At 74.0% G+C, this 16,442-nt stretch carries 14 protein-coding genes; 2 read left to right on the plus strand and 12 right to left on the minus strand.

Going from position 1 to position 16,442, the window contains the following annotated elements; genetic code table 11:
- Positions 1-15 precede the first annotated feature (15 nt).
- Positions 16-1,539 (minus strand): serine/threonine protein kinase, encoded by a 1,524-nt coding sequence (locus HT134_RS08390; protein ID WP_175599577.1) that lies wholly within the window; start codon positions 1,537-1,539, stop codon positions 16-18.
- Positions 1,539-3,068 (minus strand): hypothetical protein, encoded by a 1,530-nt coding sequence (locus HT134_RS08395; RefSeq protein WP_246363586.1) that lies wholly within the window; start codon positions 3,066-3,068, stop codon positions 1,539-1,541. Before HT134_RS08395 ends, HT134_RS08390 begins: the two co-directional genes overlap by 1 nt.
- 103 nt (positions 3,069-3,171) lie before the next feature.
- Between HT134_RS08395 and HT134_RS08400 the strand changes: the two genes are divergently transcribed.
- Both HT134_RS08400 and HT134_RS08405 read left to right on the plus strand, forming a co-directional pair.
- Positions 3,172-5,226: a hydantoinase/oxoprolinase family protein gene (locus HT134_RS08400; RefSeq protein ID WP_175599578.1), complete on the plus strand. Its 2,055-nt coding sequence runs from the start codon at positions 3,172-3,174 to the stop codon at positions 5,224-5,226.
- A complete protein-coding gene (locus tag HT134_RS08405) occupies positions 5,219-6,949 on the plus strand; it encodes a hydantoinase B/oxoprolinase family protein (protein ID WP_175599579.1) in 1,731 nt (576 codons plus the stop codon). Before HT134_RS08400 ends, HT134_RS08405 begins: the two co-directional genes overlap by 8 nt.
- Here the strand turns inward: HT134_RS08405 and HT134_RS08410 are convergent.
- The 10 genes from HT134_RS08410 to HT134_RS08455 form a co-directional block, all read right to left on the minus strand.
- Positions 6,909-7,538, minus strand: coding sequence for a Uma2 family endonuclease (locus HT134_RS08410; RefSeq protein WP_175599580.1), 630 nt, complete (start codon positions 7,536-7,538; stop codon positions 6,909-6,911). The two genes, HT134_RS08405 and HT134_RS08410, sit on opposite strands and share 41 nt — an antisense overlap.
- Positions 7,539-7,559: 21 nt before the next feature.
- Positions 7,560-8,261: an adenosylcobinamide amidohydrolase gene (locus tag HT134_RS08415; protein ID WP_376768073.1), complete on the minus strand. Its 702-nt coding sequence runs from the start codon at positions 8,259-8,261 to the stop codon at positions 7,560-7,562.
- Entirely contained in the window at positions 8,258-9,208 is a 951-nt protein-coding gene (locus HT134_RS08420) for an ABC transporter ATP-binding protein (RefSeq protein WP_246363587.1), read from the minus strand. Before HT134_RS08420 ends, HT134_RS08415 begins: the two co-directional genes overlap by 4 nt.
- On the minus strand, positions 9,205-10,203 hold the full coding sequence (locus tag HT134_RS08425) for a FecCD family ABC transporter permease (protein WP_246364305.1): 999 nt from the start codon (positions 10,201-10,203) through the stop codon (positions 9,205-9,207). Before HT134_RS08425 ends, HT134_RS08420 begins: the two co-directional genes overlap by 4 nt.
- 182 nt (positions 10,204-10,385) lie before the next feature.
- Positions 10,386-11,366, minus strand: a complete 981-nt coding sequence (locus HT134_RS08430) for an ABC transporter substrate-binding protein (RefSeq protein ID WP_175599581.1) — start codon at positions 11,364-11,366, stop codon at positions 10,386-10,388.
- Between the two features lie 199 nt (positions 11,367-11,565).
- Positions 11,566-12,423 carry a Gfo/Idh/MocA family protein gene (locus HT134_RS08435; protein ID WP_175599582.1) on the minus strand — a complete coding sequence of 286 codons (858 nt, stop codon included), beginning with the start codon at positions 12,421-12,423 and terminating at the stop codon, positions 11,566-11,568.
- 209 nt (positions 12,424-12,632) lie between these two features.
- Positions 12,633-13,460, minus strand: a complete 828-nt coding sequence (locus HT134_RS08440; RefSeq protein ID WP_217707242.1) for an SDR family NAD(P)-dependent oxidoreductase — start codon at positions 13,458-13,460, stop codon at positions 12,633-12,635.
- Entirely contained in the window at positions 13,457-14,650 is a 1,194-nt protein-coding gene (locus HT134_RS08445; protein WP_175599583.1) for a cytochrome P450, read from the minus strand. The genes HT134_RS08440 and HT134_RS08445 overlap by 4 nt, the downstream gene beginning before the upstream one ends.
- Positions 14,647-15,603, minus strand: coding sequence for a phosphotriesterase family protein (locus HT134_RS08450; protein ID WP_312888039.1), 957 nt, complete (start codon positions 15,601-15,603; stop codon positions 14,647-14,649). Before HT134_RS08450 ends, HT134_RS08445 begins: the two co-directional genes overlap by 4 nt.
- Positions 15,588-16,355: a phytanoyl-CoA dioxygenase family protein gene (locus HT134_RS08455; RefSeq protein ID WP_175599584.1), complete on the minus strand. Its 768-nt coding sequence runs from the start codon at positions 16,353-16,355 to the stop codon at positions 15,588-15,590. The genes HT134_RS08450 and HT134_RS08455 overlap by 16 nt, the downstream gene beginning before the upstream one ends.
- Positions 16,356-16,442: the final 87 nt, after the last annotated feature.

The following is a 16,442-nucleotide window of genomic DNA, read 5'->3' on the forward strand; positions in this document are numbered from 1 at the left end:
AGTCGGACAGCGGTCTCACGAGAGGCGCACGCTCTGGCGCACGCGCGCCTGCACGGCGTCGTCGCAGGTGTTGCGGGCGCAGAAGTAGAGCAGCAGCATCGGCTTGGGCCTGCGGTCCACGACGTAGCCGACGAAGCCGAGCCGGGCGCCGCTGTCGCGGTCGGTCAGCGACCCCGTGTAGCGGGTGGCGGGGCTGGTGCCCGCCTGCTCGGTGACCGGGCCGTTCACGTCGATCTTGCCGGGCAGCAGCCCTTCGAGCACGGTCTTCATCTGCGTGTCCGTGGCCGTGGCGCTGAGGGTGTCGGAGACCTGGACGTACACGCCGGTCGCGTTCTCGGGGTCGTCGGTGATGATCGGGACCACCGGCGTCCAGTCGGCGCCGGCCCCCGAGACGAACATCGACTCGAACTCGGGCGCGCGCGGCGAGACCAGGGCGAACAGGTCCTCATGGGTGCGCGCGGTCCAGCCGGCCGGGTACTCGAAGCCGACCGGCGCGGCCGGGGTGGGCTGGTAGCGGGCCCAGGACTCGCCCCGCTGGCTCAGCACGAGCAGCACGACGAGCACGAGCGCCGCGACGGCCGCCGTGACCGTGGCCGCGATCATCGGCAGCCGGCCCGGCCGGCCGGTCCCGCCGCGGCCGGGCCCGGCCGGACGCCGGGGCCGCACCGGGAGGGGGGCGGCGAGCGGCCGGTCGTCCAGGTGGCCGCTCATCGCGTCGCGCAGCGCGGCCACGAACGCGCCGCAGGTCGGGTAGCGCTGCTCGGGCGACTTGGCCAGCGCCCGCTCCATCACGGCGTCCACCTCGGGCGGCAGCTCGGGTCGCAGCTGCGACAGCGGTGTGGGCTGCTCGGCCAGGTGTGCCCACAACAGGGCGATGTCGTTGTCGCGCTGGAACGGCAGCCGCCCCGACAGCCCCTCGTAGACGACGCAGGCCAGCGCGTACTGGTCGCAGCGGCCGTCGATGTGCTCCTTGTTGATCTGCTCGGGCGACATGTAGCGGGGGGTGCCGATGAACTGGTCGGTCTGCGTCAGCCCGGAGATCGACGTGCGGTGCTTGGTGATGCCGAAGTCGGTCAGGTAGACGTGCTCGCCGGCCAGCAGGATGTTGGCCGGTTTGACGTCGCGGTGGATGAGGTCGTGGGCGTGGGCGGCGTCGAGCGCGGCGGCCACCTGGGTGAAGATCTGGTTGGCCTGGGCGAGCGGCAGCGGCCCCCGGTCGTAGATGAGGCGGCGCAGGTCGAGGCCGTCGACGTAGCGCATCGAGATGTACAGCACGCCGTCGGCGTCGGCGTTGGCCTCGTAGATCGGGATGATGTTGGGGTGCTCGATGCTGGCGACCGTCCTGGACTCCAGGATGAATCGCTGGCGGAAGCGGTCGTCCACGCTCAGCACCGGGTTGAGGATCTTGAGCGCGACCCGGCGGCTCAGCCGGGGGTCCAGGGCGAGGTAGACGACGGCCATGCCGCCCTTGCCGACGATGTCCTCGATGTAGTAACCGGCCACCTCCTGGCCGATGAGGGATCTTTCGTTCACCGGCATCACGTCTCGATGGGGTGACCGCAGTAGCCGCAGAACCGGTGCGCGGCCCCCAGCCGCATCCCGCAGGCCGTGCAGAACTTCACGGACTGCTCCTGCGCCGTCAGCACCTGCTTCTGCTGCGGGATCACCGCGAACGGCTGGGAGCGGCGGACGACCACGGTCTGGTTGGCGCCCTCGTCCAGCGGCTGCGGGGGCGCGGCGACCAGTGGCGGCGGCTCGGGTCTGGGCTCGGGCCCGCGCCGGCGGCGCCACAGCAGGACCGCCCCGGTCGCCGCGGCCAGGAACAGCACCCCGGCGGCCACGATGAACGGCCACATCGGCGTGGAGGAGCGGGCCGGCACGGGGACGGGCCGCACGCCGCGGTCCTCGGGGCCGCCCCGCTTGGCCAGGGAGTCCTTGAGCAGCGTGGCGGCCACCACGTTGCCGGGGTAGAGCTCCAGCACGCGCTGGAAGCCGGGGGCCGCCTCGGTGTAGTACTTCGTGTGGTAGCGGGTCAGAGCCGCCTCGAACGCCGAGTCGATCGCGCCTCTGCGCGGGGCGACGCCGGCCTTGGCCAGCGCCGAGGTGACCTCCCTGACGCCGATCATCCGCGCGGCCCGGCCGCCGCCGATGAGCATCCCGACGACGTGGCCGTCCTTGTCGCCGATGACGGGCGCGCCGCGCAGGCCGCGGTCGGCCAGGCCGGCCAGCTTCACGGGCTCGTCCACCTTCTTGTCGGGGTCGGCGAACGGCCGGCCGTTCTCGCCCGCGCCGCCGCCCTTGCCCAGGTGGGCGATCTCGACGGTGGTCTGGACGGTGGGGCCGGGCCGGCCGAGGAAGCCGGCCACGTTGGTGGGCGAGCCGGCCGACTCGGGCACGCGGTCGGCGAGCGGGGCGGTGGGCAGGCCGACGCCGCCGACGACCCTGCTGGAGGTCTGGAGCACGGCCGGCGTGTCCGGGCCCGGCCCGGCCTTGACCAGGTCGGCCTTGAGTCCTTTGGGGTCGGCCGGCGAGACGTTCGGGAAGACCGTGATGTCGGTCCTGATGCTGTAGATGCAGGTGGCCTTGGCCGTCAGGGGCGGGTAGCACTGCTGGAGGTGGCGGTCGAGCACGTCGTCCTTGAGCTTGTGCCGCTCGAAGTCGGCCGGGATCTTCACGCCGTGGTGCGCCGCGAAGATCTTGTTGGCGGCGTAGACGGCGAGGTCCTGCTCGCTCTTGACCACGCGGGTGAGCGTGACGATGCCGCCCTCGGGGTTGACCACGACGCCGGTGCCGACGCCGACGGGCACCGTGTAGGACCGTTCCACGTGGATGAGGTCGCGGATGTGGTCAAGGAGCGTGATGTCGATGTGCGCGGTGGCCTCGACGCGGACCACGGCGGGGGTGACGAGGTCGGTGATGCCGCTGGGATGCTCGTGCGCGGCGGCCGGGAGCGTGAGGGAGCCGGACAGGGGACCGGACAAGGGGCCGGGCAGAGGGAGGGACAGCGGGAGGAACAGCGCCACGAGCGCCACCGCGGCGCCGCCGGCCAGAGCTGTGAGACGAGCCATCGCCGCTCCGTTTCGCAGGATTGTAAACAGCGTCCCAATCACCTGCCGTAAGTCAAGAGAAGCGCCTGTAGACAAGCGCTTGCTTGTTGTCTACCGTACCGGGATGGGCTTCGCGATCGGCGTGGACGTCGGTGGCACCTTCACCGACGTGGTCCTGCGCCGCCCCTCGGGCGCGGTCACCGTGGCCAAGTGTTTGAGCACCCACGACGACCCCATCGCGGGGATCGTCACCGGCGTTACGCGGGTGCTGTCCGGACTCGACCCGGCGCTCGTGACCCGGGTGGTCCACGCGACCACGCTGGCCACCAACGCGGTGCTCGAACGCAGGGGCGTGCGGGTCGCGTTCGTCACCACCCGGGGCTTCCGCGCGGTCGTGCCGCTCGGCCGGTACGCCCGGGTCGAGGAGGACCGGTACGACCTGCGGTTCACGCCCCCTCCGCCCCCCGTGGACGCCGGCGACTGCTTCGAGGTGAGCGAGCGGATCTCGGCCCGCGGCGAGGTGCTGACCCCGCTCGACGAGGACTCCGCCCGGCGGGCCGCCGCCGAGATCGCCCGGCGCGGCATCAGGTCCGCGGCCGTGTGCCTGCTGCACTCCTACGCCGACCCGGCGCACGAGCGGCGCGTGGCGGCCATCCTGCGCGAGCACGTGCCGGACGTGGTGGCCTCCTCGGAGATCTGGCCGGAGATCCGCGAGTACGAGCGGGCCACCACCACCATCATGTCGGCCTATGTCGGGCCGCTCATGGCGTCGTACCTGTCGCGCCTGGAGGACGCGCTGGCCGCGCTCGGCGTGCGCGCCCCCGTCCACGTCATGGAGTCCGGCGGCGGCGTCATGTCGGCCCGCCTGGCCGCCCGGCGGGCCGTGGCCACCATCGAGTCGGGGCCGGCGGCCGGGGTGCTCGCCGCGGCGGCCACCGGGCTCGGCGACGTGATCTCGTTCGACATGGGCGGCACCACCGCCAAGGCGTGCGTGGTGCGCGGCGGGCGGCCGGAGATCACGCACGAGTTCCACGTCGGCGGCAAGGGCAGCTTCGGCGGGCGGCGCGCCGGCACCGGCGTGCCGATCAAGACGCCCGCCATCGACCTGGCCGAGGTCGGCGCGGGCGGCGGGAGCGTCGCCTGGATCGACGCCGCGGGGGCCCTGCGCGTCGGCCCCCGCTCGGCGGGCTCCTCCCCCGGCCCCGCCTGCTACGGGCTCGGCGGCGGCGAGCCCACCGTGACCGACGCCAACCTCGTCCTCGGCTACCTGGCCGCCGCGTCCATCCCGCTGTCGCCCTCGCTCGCCGGCAAGGCCCTCGACCGGCTGGCCGAGCCGCTCGGCGTGTCGCGGGCCGAGGCCGCCCACGCCGTCCACACGATCGTCAGCGCCGCCATGGCCTCGGCCGTGCACGTCGTGACCGTGCAGCGGGGGATCGACCCGCGCGGGTTCGCGCTCGTGGCCTTCGGCGGGGCGGGGCCCGCGCACGCGGCGCGGGTCGCCGAACGGTTCGGGATCGGGCTGGTCGTGGTGCCCGAGCACTGCGGGGTCGCCTCCGCCGCCGGCCTGCTGACCGGGGAGCTGTCGGCCGACCGGGTGCTGTCGCGGCTCGGCGCCGGCGATCCGGAGGCGGTCCTCGCCGGGCTGGCCTCCGCGGCGGCGGCCGACCTCGGCGTCTCGCCGGACGACCCGCGGGTGCGGGTCGAACGGTCGGTGGACGCGCGGTTCGCCGGGCAGTCGCACGACCTGACGGTGGCGTGGGAGCCGTCGCGGGACCGGCTGGAGTCGCGGTTCTTCGCGCGGTACGCCCAGGTGTACGGGATCGAGCAGCGGGGGGAGGTGGAGCTGGTGGGCTACCGGGTCCGGGTCACGCTGGCGGCACCGCCCGGACCGTCACCCGGCGAGCCGCCTCCCGGGGCCGCGCCCGCGGGGGCGCTCTCCGGCCCGTCCGCCGGGACCGCGCCCGGGACGCGCCCTGCGTACTTCCCCGAGCTGGGCGGCTACGCCGAGACGCCCGTGCGCACCCGCGCCACCCTGGGGGCCGCGCTGGACGGCCCGGCGATCGTCGAGGACGCCGAGTCGACCATCGTGGTGCCGCCCGGCTGGACGGCCCGGCCCGGCCCCGGGCGCGCCGTCCACCTCACCCGAACCCCGTCCGGGAAGGCGCCGCGCGATGTCTGACCCGCTCACCGCGGACGTGCTGCGCAACGCCCTCGTGGTCGCCGCCGAGGAGGCGAGCATCGTGGTGGTCCGCTCGGCCTACTCGACGTTCATCGTCGAGGGCTCGGACGCCTCCGCCGCCCTCCTCGACGCCGAGGGGCGGCTGATCGCCCAGTCCATGGCCACGACCCTCATGAACAGCATGGCCCTCAAGGTCGCCCTGCCCGAGCTGGTCGCGGACGTCCCGCTCGATGCCATGCGGCCGGGCGAGGTGTACGTGCTCAACGACGCCTACCGGGGCGGGGTCCACACCAACGACCTGCTCGTCTACCGTCCCGTCTTCGTCGGCGGGCGGCCCGCGTACTTCACCGCCACCATGATCCACGTCTCGGACCTGGGCGGGCTGTCGGCGGGCGGCATGGCGCCGCTGGCCACCGACATCTTCCTCGAAGGGCTCCAGCTCCCGCCGATCCGCCTGGCGACGTCCGCCGGGATCGAGCCGGCGGTCGAGGCGATCCTGCGCGCCAACAGCCGTACCCCGGACAAGGTCATGGGCGACGTGCGGGCGCTGATCGCCGGCACGGCGGTGGCCGCCGCCCGGCTCGCCGCGCTGGTCGAGGAGTACGGCGCGGCGGGCCTGGCCGAGGGCGTCGAGGCGTACCTCGACTACACGGAGGCCCGCACCCGGGCGGCGCTGGCGGAGCTGCCGGCGGGGCGGTTCGCGGCGTCGTACCCGATCGACGACGACGGCATCGACCTCGCCACCCCGCGCCACGTCCGGGTCGCCCTCACGCTGCCCGGGCCGGACGCGGCGCGGACCGGCGCGGTGGCGGACTTCGCGGGCACCGACCCGCAGGTGCCGGCGGCGATCAACGCGTCGGCGTCGCAGTCGCTCGCGGCGGCGGTCTTCGCGGTGCGCTGCTTCCTCGACCCGGCCATCCCCATGAACGACGGCTGCCTGCGCGCCATCGACGTGCGGCTGCCCGCCGGGTCGCTGCTCGACGCCCGCTCCCCCCATCCGTGCGGCGGCCGGTACGTGCCGATCTACGCCGCCATGGAGGCCGTCTTCCAGGCGTTGTCGGACGCGGTGCCGGAGCGGGCGATCGCGGCGAGCGGGATCCTGCAGCCGTTCTCGATCGCGGCCGTGGGGGCGCCGTACTGGATCCACCTGGCGTACGACTTCGGCGGGGTGGGCGCCCGGCGCGGGCTCGACGGGCCGGACGCGACGGGCGTGCACTTCGGGATCGGCCGCAACTCGGTGCCCCAGGCGGAGCCGGTGGAGAGCCGCTGCCCGCTGCTGGTGGAGTCGGTCGAGACCATCCCCGACTCGGGAGGGCCGGGCCGGTACCGCGGCGGGCTCGGGTCGCGCACAGTGTACCGGTTCCTGGCGGACTGCCACGTGACGACGCGCGGCGACCGGCTGCGCCTGGCCCCTCCGGGCCGGGACGGCGGCCTGCCGGGGCGCCTCGGCGGCTTCTACCGGCGCCGCCAGGACGGGACGCTGGAGCGGCTGGCGTCGAAGGTGAACAACGTCCGGTTCGCGGCCGGGGAGGCGTTCGTGGTGGAGACGACGGGGGGCGGCGGGATCGGCTCGCCGCTGGAACGGAACCTGGCGGAGGTGGAGGAGGATCTGCGGGCGGGCCGCGTCACGTCGCGCGGGGCCACCGAGGATTACGGGGTCCGGGTCGGCGCGGACGGCACGCTCAGCCGCGACGCCTCACGAGGTCGGCCGGGTCGAAGCTGACGGGGAACGGGGCGTGCAGGTCCGCGACGGTGCCGGCCTTGTGCGCCATGGGTGGGCCGTAGGTCTTGCCGTCCAGTTCGTAGACGTAGACGGTGGGGCCCTCGTCCATCTCGACGCGCCAGTAGACGGGGATGCCGGCGGCGGCGTAGACCCCAGCTTTCAGCAACCTGTCCTGGGCCCTGCTGCTTGGGCTGACCACCTCCACGACGAGAAGGAATTCCTCAGGAGAGTACGTCGCTGCATACGTCTCCGTCCTGTCCACGGAAACGACGGCCACGTCTGGAACATAAAGATCGGCATCGCTGATTCGAAGGTTCACAGTCGGCAGCGCCTCTACGCCGGCTGGCAGCGCGGCATCCTCCAGGATGCGGCAAATACGGTGGCTCACACGCTGGTGCATGCCGATGGGGGCAGGGCTCACCAGTAGGCTCCCATTGAAGAGCTCATAGCGATTCCCGTCATCCGGGAACTTGAGCAGGTCGTCGACGGTAAACGGTGGCACGCCTGGAAGGACCGTGCTCCCGGTGGTCGGTTCGGTCGTCGCCATCGCGGTCACCCACTCAGTGTCGCGGATCTCGCTCTCGGTCACATGCTACTTCCCCGATTTTCCTCACTCTGTGTCATTGGCTCGCCACGTTTCGGCTCCCTCGCGGACCGCCTGGTGGACGGCTCTGGCCAGGCGGGCGCCCCAGGTGGAGCGCGGCCCGGCGAAGAGCTCCTCCGGACCCTCCTCCCGTACGGCCACGCACACCGCGTCCGAGGCCGTGCCCGTGCCCGCGAACCCCGTCTCCACCAGGGCCTGGGTCTTCGCCTCGGTCATCGTCATGACGGCGTTGACCAGCGCCGCGTCCGTCATCGCCACCGGTAACGCGGCCACGATGTTGATCGTGCCGACCGGTGGCCGCCCCAGCATGGGGGCCAGCTCGGGGTCGGGCACCCCTTCCGGGGCGGCCGCCCAGGTGGGGACGCGCAGTCCCACCGTGGCCACCACCCGCACCCCGCCGTCCGAGGCGACGACGCGGCGCGAGACCGACGCGGCCGTCATCATGCCCACCCCCTCCCCCGGCGGCGCCAGGGAGGCCAGGTGGCCGGCCGGGTCCATGCGGGAGTAGCCCGCCACGACCTGGGCGTTCAGCACCCAGGCGCGGGGGCCGATGCCGCCGCCGAGCACCGCCGAGGAGATCATCCGCCAGCCGGGCCCGAACTCCCACAGCAGCGTCCCGAGCCGCGCCCCGTCCTCCTCGCGGAAGGTGAGCCGCACCCCGCCCGCCTCCTGGCCGAGCGTCACGGGCCCCGCTTCGAGAGGGCTCACGTCCGCGACCCTCCCCTCACCAGGTGGACGACGGGCCGGCCGTCGGGCCCCGGCAGCACCTGCACGCCGGCGCCGAAGTGCCGGCCGACCAGGTCCTCGGTGAGCACCTCGGCGGGGCGGCCCGCCGCCGCCACCCGTCCGTCCGCGAGCAGCAGCAGGGTGTCGGCGTACTGCCCGGCGACGGTCAGGTCGTGCAGCGTGGTGAAGACGGTGAGGCCGTCGGCGAGGCGCAGCCGGTCGACCAGCTCCAGCACCTGCTGCTGGTGGCCGAGGTCGAGGGCGGTGGTGGGCTCGTCGAGCAGCAGCACGGGCGCCTGCTGGGCGAGCGCGCGGGCCAGCACGGCGCGCTGCCGTTCCCCTCCCGACAGCTCGCCGGCACGGCGGGCGGCCAGGCCGGTGAGGTCCAGCCGGTCGAGCACCGACGCCGTGATCTCGCGGTCGTGGTGGCTCTCGCGGCCGAGGTACGGGATGTACGGGGTGCGGCCCAGCAGGGCGTAGTCGAACACGGTCATGTCGGGCGGCAGGGCCGGCGTCTGGGGGGCGTAGGCCACGAGGCGGGCCCGGTCGCGGGGGCGGAGCGCGCGGGCGGGCCGGCCGCCGAGCGTGATGTCGCCGTCGTGGGCGAGCAGGCCCATGACGGCCTTGAGCAGGGTGGACTTCCCGGCGCCGTTCGGGCCGACGACGGCCAGCCACTCGCCGGGCCGTACGGACAGGTCCACGCGGTCGAGGACGCGGCGCTCGCCGAGCCGTACGGAGACGGCCGCCGCGCCGATCACCGGTCCCGGGACGGCCGCATGGACCCCGACGGCGGCCTCATGGGCGCCCGCGGCGGCCTCGGGCGAGGGCTCATGAGCGCCGCCGGCGGCGTCGGCGGAGAGGCCGGTGGAGGGGCCGGACGTGGCGGGGGGCGGCGCTCCGGGAGGGCCGCCCGGCGCGGGGCGGGTCATGGGGCGCTCCGGCGGGTCATGCGCAGGACGCCGACGAAGAACGGCGCGCCCACGAACATGGTGACCACCCCGATGGGCAGCTCGGCCGGCGCGATCACGGTGCGCGCGACGACGTCGGCGAGCACGAGGAACGCGGCGCCGCCCAGCAGCGAAAGCGGCAGCACGATCCGGTACGAACCGCCCGCGAGCCGCCGGGCCACATGCGGGATGACGATCCCGACGAACCCGATCAGGCCGCTCACCGCGACCGCGGCGGCCGTGGCCAGGGAGGCGGCGAGGAGCACCATGAGCCGTACCCGGCCCGCGCGCACCCCGAGGCTGGTCGCCTCCTCGTCGCCCACGGACAGCACGTCCAGCATCCGCCCGTGCAGGAGCAGCAGGACGGAGGAGACGGCGGCGTACGGCAGGACGAGGCGGACCTGCTCCCACCCGCCGCTCACGTCCCCCATGATCCAGGAGTAGATCCGCTGCAGCTCCTCGACTTTGAACTGCTGGATGAACGTCTGGATCGCGGTCAGGAACGACGTGACCGCCACCCCGGCCAGCACGAGCGTCGCCGTGCCGCCGGAGCGCCCGGCGGTGTTGCCCAGCGCGTACGCGAGGAGCACGCCGCCGAAGGCCCCGGCGAAGGCCGCCACCGGGACGGCGACGACGCCGGCGGGGACGAGCACGATGACCACGGTCGCGGTCAGGCCGGCCCCGGCGGCGGCGCCGAGCAGGTAGGGGTCGGCCAGCGGGTTGCGGAAGACCCCCTGGTACCCGGCTCCGGCGACGGCCAGCAGGCCGCCCACGACGGCCGCGAGCAGCACGCGGGGCAGCCGGATCTCGTACAGCAGCCCCTGCTCGACGGGGGCGAGGCCGGAGTGGACGTCCACCAGGGGCAGCCAGTCGAGCGCCTGGAGCACCACCTGGCCGGGCGAGATGTCGGCGGCGCCGCCGAGCAGCCCGGCGATCATGGACACGGCCAGCAGCGCCGCCGCCCCGGCCAGCCACAGCGGGCGGGCCCGGGACGGCGCGGGCGGGCCCGGCGGGGTGTGCCGGGCGACGGGCCCGCCGGACCCGGCGGGCCCGGAAGATCCGCCGGACCCGGCAGGCTCGGCGGAGGACCCGGCGGGTCCGGAGGACCCCGAGGGCCGGCCGGTGCGGCCGGGGCGGCGGAGCGGCGCTGGCCGGGACACTACGAGCCGGCCGCCTTGGAGACCGCGTCGCCGATCGTCTGCGCGAGGTCCACGATGCGCGGCCCCCAGCGGGAGGCCACGTCGTCGTCGAGCGGGACGACCTGGTCGTTCTTGACGGCCTTGAGGTTCTTCCAGCCGGGCCGCTTGGCGAGGGCCTCCTTGCTCTGGCCGCAGCACTTGACGTCGGCGAGGAAGATCAGGTCGGGGTCGGCCTGGGCCACGAACTCCTTGGACAGCTTGGGGTAGCCGCCGGCCGCGCCGGGCGCCTTGTCGGCGATGTTGACCAGGCCGAACATCGCGTAGATCTGCCCGATGAAGGTGGAGGACGTCGCGGCGTAGGGCGTCTGGTCCAGCTCGTGGTAGTAGGTGAGCTTGCGGTCCTTGGGGGCGCTCGCGGCGAGCTTGTCGAGCGAGCCCTTCATCGTGGTGACGAGCTCGTCGGCCTTGGCCTGGTTGCCGGTGGCCGCGCCCAGGTCGGCGATCTCGTCGTACGCCTCGTCCAGCTTGGTCGCGGCGGGCTCCAGCAGGACGGGGACGTTGAGCTTGCCCAGCTCGGAGACGACCTTGTTGATGTCGTTGGAGACGATGACGAGGTCGGGCTTCTGGGCGGCGATCGCCTCGACGTTGGGCTTGAACCCGGACAGGTCGGTGCGGGGGGCCTCCTGGGGGAAGTTCGACTGGTCGTCGACCGCCACCACCTGCGGGCCCGCGCCGATGGCGAACAGGGTCTCGGTGTGCGCGGCGGACAGCGAGACGATGCGCTGGGGCCGCGCGGGGAGAGTGATCTTGCCGTTGGCGGCCTCGACGGTGACCGGGAAGCCGGCCGCGGCCGATGAGGCGGGGGCGGCGGAGCCGGAGGTGGCGGGGGCGGAGGTGGCGGGGGCCGTGGACGAGGGGGCGGTGGGGGCGGTCTGGCCGCATGCGGCCAGGACGAGCGTTCCCAGCAGCGCGCCCGCGAAGGCCGTGCGTACGGGCCTCACGAGTAGTCCTTTCACACTGTCGGAACCGAGAGACCCGCGATGAGCGACGGATCACCCTTTTCCACGAGGGTTGATGACGTCAGCGCAGAGGCAGGCGACCTGGCTATGACAGTTGCGGGACAGCGCCGGACTCGCACCGGACTTCGCTGCAACACTGCGCGTCGGACAAACGCTATCAATGCTCCGGATCGACCCGAAGTCAAGGGGCGGCCAGTTGCGCCTCGGCCTCGGCGATGACGCGCTGGAGCCGCAGGCCGCGGGCGGCGTCGAGGGGGTGGCCGCCCTGCCGTACGGTGCGGGCGAACTCCTCGGCGACGACGGCCAGGGCGTCGCCGTCGTCGGGCACGAGGAGGGCGCTGCCCTTGCGGCCGTAGACGGCGACGGAGGTGGGCGGGGTCTGCCCGGACGCGGCCATGCAGAGGGACGTCTCGCTGACCGCGCCGCCTTCGTGCTCCAGCAGCAGGCCGGCCCAGCCGAGCGGGTCGCCGTGCGCGCGCACGCCGGTGACGGGGCCGAGCGCCGCGTCGAGCAGGTCGATCATGTGCGGCCCGACGTCGAGCAGCGCGCCGCGCTCCAGCCGCCACGGGGTGGCGAACGGGTGGTCGCCGAGCAGGACGCCGGAGATGTTCGCGGCGTGCCCGCCGAACGGCTCGATCTCGGCGCAGCGGGCCAGGAACTCGCGGGTGCGGGCCGCGTAGCGCAGGGTCAGCATCATCTGGGAGGCCACGCCGGCCTCGGCGATCGCCGCGGCCAGCCGCTCGGCCGCCTCCAGGGAGTCGGCGAGCGGCTTCTCCAGCAGCAGCGCCTTGCCGGCCTTGGCGGCCTTGACCCCCAGCTCGGCCTGTACGGCGGGCGGCACGCAGAACGCGATGGCCTCGCAGGCGTCGAACAGCTCCTCGACCCGCTCGAACACGGGCGCGCCGAGCCGCGCGGCGGCCTCCGGGCGGCGGGCCCAGACGCCGGCCAGGCGGGTGTGCGGACCGCGGGCCAGCATGGGGGCGTGCGCGAGTTCCGCCCACGGCCCGGCTCCGACCAGTCCCACCGCCACCGGCTCCATCAGCCCTCCCAAAGCCCGATTTTTCATGACCTTACGGGATGAGGGCGCTTTGGGAGGGCGCGGGGGCTGCCTCACGGGTGCCGCCACGAGCGGGTGGCTGCTCACGGGTGCCGCCACGAGGAGGGGCGGCGGCCTCACGGGTGGTGCCCGCCGTCCCCCGAGGGGCGGGGCCTCAGGAGGGGTGCGGGCATCCACCCCCGGCGCCAGGGCTACGGCGGGGCGAGGCGCCGCTGGTGCAGGGCGTGCTCGGGCCGGTGCGCCAGCGTGCCGCAGTCGATCACGACCGTCTGGCCCGTGATGCACCGCGCCTGGTCCGAGGCCAGGAACGCCACCAGGTCCGCCACGTCCTCCGGCGCGCACGCCCACGGCAGCAGCCGCTCGGCCTCCTTGTCGGCGAGCCGGTCCGGGCCGAGCGCCAGCCGGGCGGCGTCCGTGAGGACCAGCGCGGGGGCGACCGCGTTGCAGCGGATGCCGCGCGCGCCGTACGTGGTGGCCACGTAGCGGACGAGCCCGGTGAGCGCGGCCTTGGACGTCCCGTACGCGGCGTGGTCCAGGTCGCCGGTGAGGCCCGACACCGACGAGGTGAGGACGAAGGCGCCACCGTCGGCCATGCGCGGCGCGGCGTGCTTGACCAGGAGCATCGCCCCGCGCACGTTGACGGCCATGGTCCGGTCCCACACGTCGGCGTCGAGCGTCTCCAGGTGGTGGTCGCGGCCGTACACCTCGCGGCTGAGCGCCGCCGCGTTGGAGTGGACGACGTCCAGCCGCCCGTACGCGTTCAGCAGCTCGGCCACGGCGGCGGCGACCTGCTTCTCGTCCGAGACGTCGCAGCTGAGGGCCGTGGCCGTGCCGCCCCGGCCGCGGACGGCGGCGGCCGTGGCCCTGGCCCCGGAGGCCCGTACGTCCAGGACGCCCACGCACGCCCCCTCGGCGGCCAGCCGCGCGGCGCAGGCCGCCCCGATGCCCGAGCCCGCGCCCGTCACCAGCGCCACCCGCCCGTCGAACCGGCCGCCGGACGGGAACAGGCCGGCGCTCACCACTCGACCAGCAGCGACGGCAGCCCGCGCCCGACGATCGAGCGGCGGTAGGCGATCTCCTGGCCGGGCGCGAGCCGCAGCCCCGGCAGGCGCCGCCCCAGGACCTCCAGGGCCGTGCGCAGTTGCAGCCGCCCGAGGGCGGCCCCGACGCAGAAGTGGATCCCGTACCCGAACACCATGTGCGCGTCGGCGTTGGGCCGGTCGATCCCGAACCGCTCCGGCTCCGGGAAGACGGTCTCGTCGTGGGCGGCCGAGTCGGTCGACAGCAGCACCAGCGACCCGGCGGGGATCGTCACCCCGTGGAGCGTGACGTCGGTCGTGGCGTACCGGAACGAGCCGAGCGAGGCGCCGTCGATGCGCATGCACTCCTCGGCCGCGTTCTGGAGCAGCGCCGGCTCGACCGGCCACGCCTTCTCGCGCAGCAGCCGCAGGACGGTGTTGCCGAGCTGGTTGGGCACGGTGTCGTTGCCGCCGAGCAGGATCGTGGAGATCAGCTCCACCACTTCGCGGTGGGTCAGCTCGGTGCCGATGAGCGAGGTCATCAGGGAGGTGAAGTCGTCGCGCGGCCGCTCGGCCCGGGCGGCGACCAGGCGGTCCACGTAGGCGAGGTAGGTCAGGAAGCTGTCGGCCAGTTCGAGCTGGCGTTCCGGCGGCTGCGGCGACAGGAAGAGCTGGAACCAGTCCTTCACGTGCGCCTGCACGAACGCCTCGTCCTCCTCGGGCACGCCGATGAAGCGGGCGGTCAGCTTGATCGACGGCTCGTGCCCGATCTCGGTCACGAAGTCGGCGCGGCCCTGGGACTCGATCCGGTCGAGCAGGTCCTCGTTCAGCCGCCGGAACGTCTCCTCCATGGCGGACACGGCGCGCGGCGTGAACGCCCGCGACACCGAGCGGCGCAGCCGGGTGTGGTCGGGCGGGTCCACGTTGGCCACGAAGCTCGACAGGAACGAGCCGTGCTCGCCGAGCCTGTCGCGCGTCTCCCGGGTGAGGCTGCGGGAGATCGTGAGCGAGCCCTTGGAGGAGAAGCGCCGCGGGTCGCCGTACGCGGCGCGCACGTCGGCGTGGCGGGTGAGCACGTACGCGCCCAGATGCTCGCTGGCGAACACCGGCCGCTCGCGGCGCAGCCGGGCCAGGAACGCGTACGGCGCCGCGACGTGCCAGTCCGAGGCGACGTCGAAGTCCTCGATCATCCGAAGATCCTCCGCGGGTTGTCGACGAGCATCTGCCGGATCTGCTCCTCGGTGACGCCGCGCTTGCGCAGCTCGGGCAGGACGTCACGGGAGACGTGCAGCAGGTGGTAGTCGGGGTGGCGCTCGCGCACGACATCGGCGTCGAAGCGGTCGTTGAAGCAGTACGAGTCGTGGCCGAGCACCATGCGGCCGGCGTGCCCGCGCTCGCACATGGCGGTCACGACCGCGACCCGGTCCTCGAACGGGCTGATCGTGCCGATGCCGAAGCGGTCCATGCCGAGGTAGGAGCCGTTGGCCACCAGCTCCTCCAGGTAGGCCACGTCGGTGGAGTCGCCCGCGTGGCCGATGACGACCCGGCCGAGGTCCACGCCGAGGGAGGCGAGCAGCCGCTGCTGTTCCAGGCCGCCCCGGCTGGCGCTGTGGGAGTGGGTGGTGATGGGCACGCCCGTCTCCAGGTGCGCCTCGGCCACCGCGCGGAAGACCCGCTCGCAGTTCCGGGTCATGCCCGGCCGGTCGGTGGCGCACTTGAGGATCGCGGCCTTGACCCCGGTCCGGCCGATGCCCTCGGTGATGTCGCGGACGAAGAACTCGGCCAGCCGGTCGGGGCCGCCGAACAGGGTCCCGGGCCCGCGGTTGCCGAAGTACGGCGGCAGCGCGTCGTAGGTGTACAGGCCGGTGGCGGCCACGATGTGCACGTCCGTCAGCTCGGCGACCCGCTGGACGGCCGGCAGGTAGCGGCCGAGCCCGACGACGGTGAGATCCACGATCGTGTCGATGCCCTCGGCCTTGGCCGCGTCGAGCTTGGCCGCCGCCTCCCGGGCGCGCATCTCCGGGTCCCAGCCCTCGGGGATGTCCGGCCAGTTCCACAGGATCTCCGGGCTGAGCCCGAAGACGTGCTCGTGCATGAGCGTCGCCCCGAGGTCGGCGACCGGTCCTCTCACGGTCTCGGGCACGGGAACCTCGGGTGATCGAAGGGCCGGTTGACCTCCAGGCCGAGCCCGTCGGTCTGCCGGTACGGCGTGCCGGTGTAGAGGGCGTCGGCGTCGAAGTACGTCACCGTGAACGACAGGCGGGCGCTCTCGCGCCGGTTGGCGGGCGCCCCGTGCACGGTCAGCGCGTGGTGGACGGTCGCGTCGCCCGCCTTGAGGTCGAGCGGCGGAGACAGCTCCAGGTCCTTCAGCCACGGGTGCTGGGTGAGCTGGTCGTCGCCGGCGCGGGTGAAGCTGCGCCCGAGCACCCCGTACCGGTGGGAGCCGCTGCAGAAGCGCAGCGCGCCCATGTCGGCGGGCACGTCGGCCAGGGCGAGCCAGACGGTGAGCATGGCCGAGCGGTCCATCGGCATCCACGGGAAGTCCTGGTGGAACTCCGTCGCGCCGTGCTCGCCCGGCTCCTTGACCAGCAGGTTCGTCACCTGGACGCGGACGTCGCGCACGCCGTGGAGCAGGCGGACGGCGTTGCGGCCCATCTCGGGGGCGAGGGCGAGCGCGCGGAACGCCTCGTCGCCGTCGGCCACGTCGCGCGACTGGCCGAACGCCTGGTCCACCAGCGTCACGGTCCCGCGCTCGCGGGCCCGCAGGTGGTCCAGGGCCCGATCGCGCAGGGCCGTCACGGTGTCGGGCGGCACCAGCCTGGGGAGCCGGACCCAGCCGTGCCGGTGGAAGAAGCGCACCTCGTCGTCCGTCGCGTGCCGCACCGGGATGTCCATGCGGCCAGTGTCGCACTTGAAGCAAGCGCTTGGTAAGTGGGCGGCGTACACTCTCGTCCAGGCGCTCGGCCGAGACGAGGAGGCGCG

Origin of the sequence: Nonomuraea rhodomycinica (genome assembly GCF_013363995.1) — a bacterium.
Lineage (GTDB): Bacteria > Actinomycetota > Actinomycetes > Streptosporangiales > Streptosporangiaceae > Nonomuraea > Nonomuraea rhodomycinica.

Bases quoted from the DNA above. Each gene is read 5' to 3' on its own strand.
- HT134_RS08390 (WP_175599577.1), bottom strand. From the start codon at position 1,539: ATGCCGGTGAACGAAAGATCCCTCATCGGCCAGGAGGTGGCCGGTTAC.
- HT134_RS08395 (WP_246363586.1), bottom strand. From the start codon at position 3,068: ATGGCTCGTCTCACAGCTCTGGCCGGCGGCGCCGCGGTGGCGCTCGTG.
- HT134_RS08400 (WP_175599578.1), top strand. From the start codon at position 3,172: ATGGGCTTCGCGATCGGCGTGGACGTCGGTGGCACCTTCACCGACGTG.
- HT134_RS08405 (WP_175599579.1), top strand. From the start codon at position 5,219: ATGTCTGACCCGCTCACCGCGGACGTGCTGCGCAACGCCCTCGTGGTC.
- HT134_RS08420 (WP_246363587.1), bottom strand. From the start codon at position 9,208: ATGACCCGCCCCGCGCCGGGCGGCCCTCCCGGAGCGCCGCCCCCCGCC.
- HT134_RS08435 (WP_175599582.1), bottom strand. From the start codon at position 12,423: ATGGAGCCGGTGGCGGTGGGACTGGTCGGAGCCGGGCCGTGGGCGGAA.
- HT134_RS08445 (WP_175599583.1), bottom strand. From the start codon at position 14,650: ATGATCGAGGACTTCGACGTCGCCTCGGACTGGCACGTCGCGGCGCCG.
- HT134_RS08455 (WP_175599584.1), bottom strand. From the start codon at position 16,355: ATGGACATCCCGGTGCGGCACGCGACGGACGACGAGGTGCGCTTCTTC.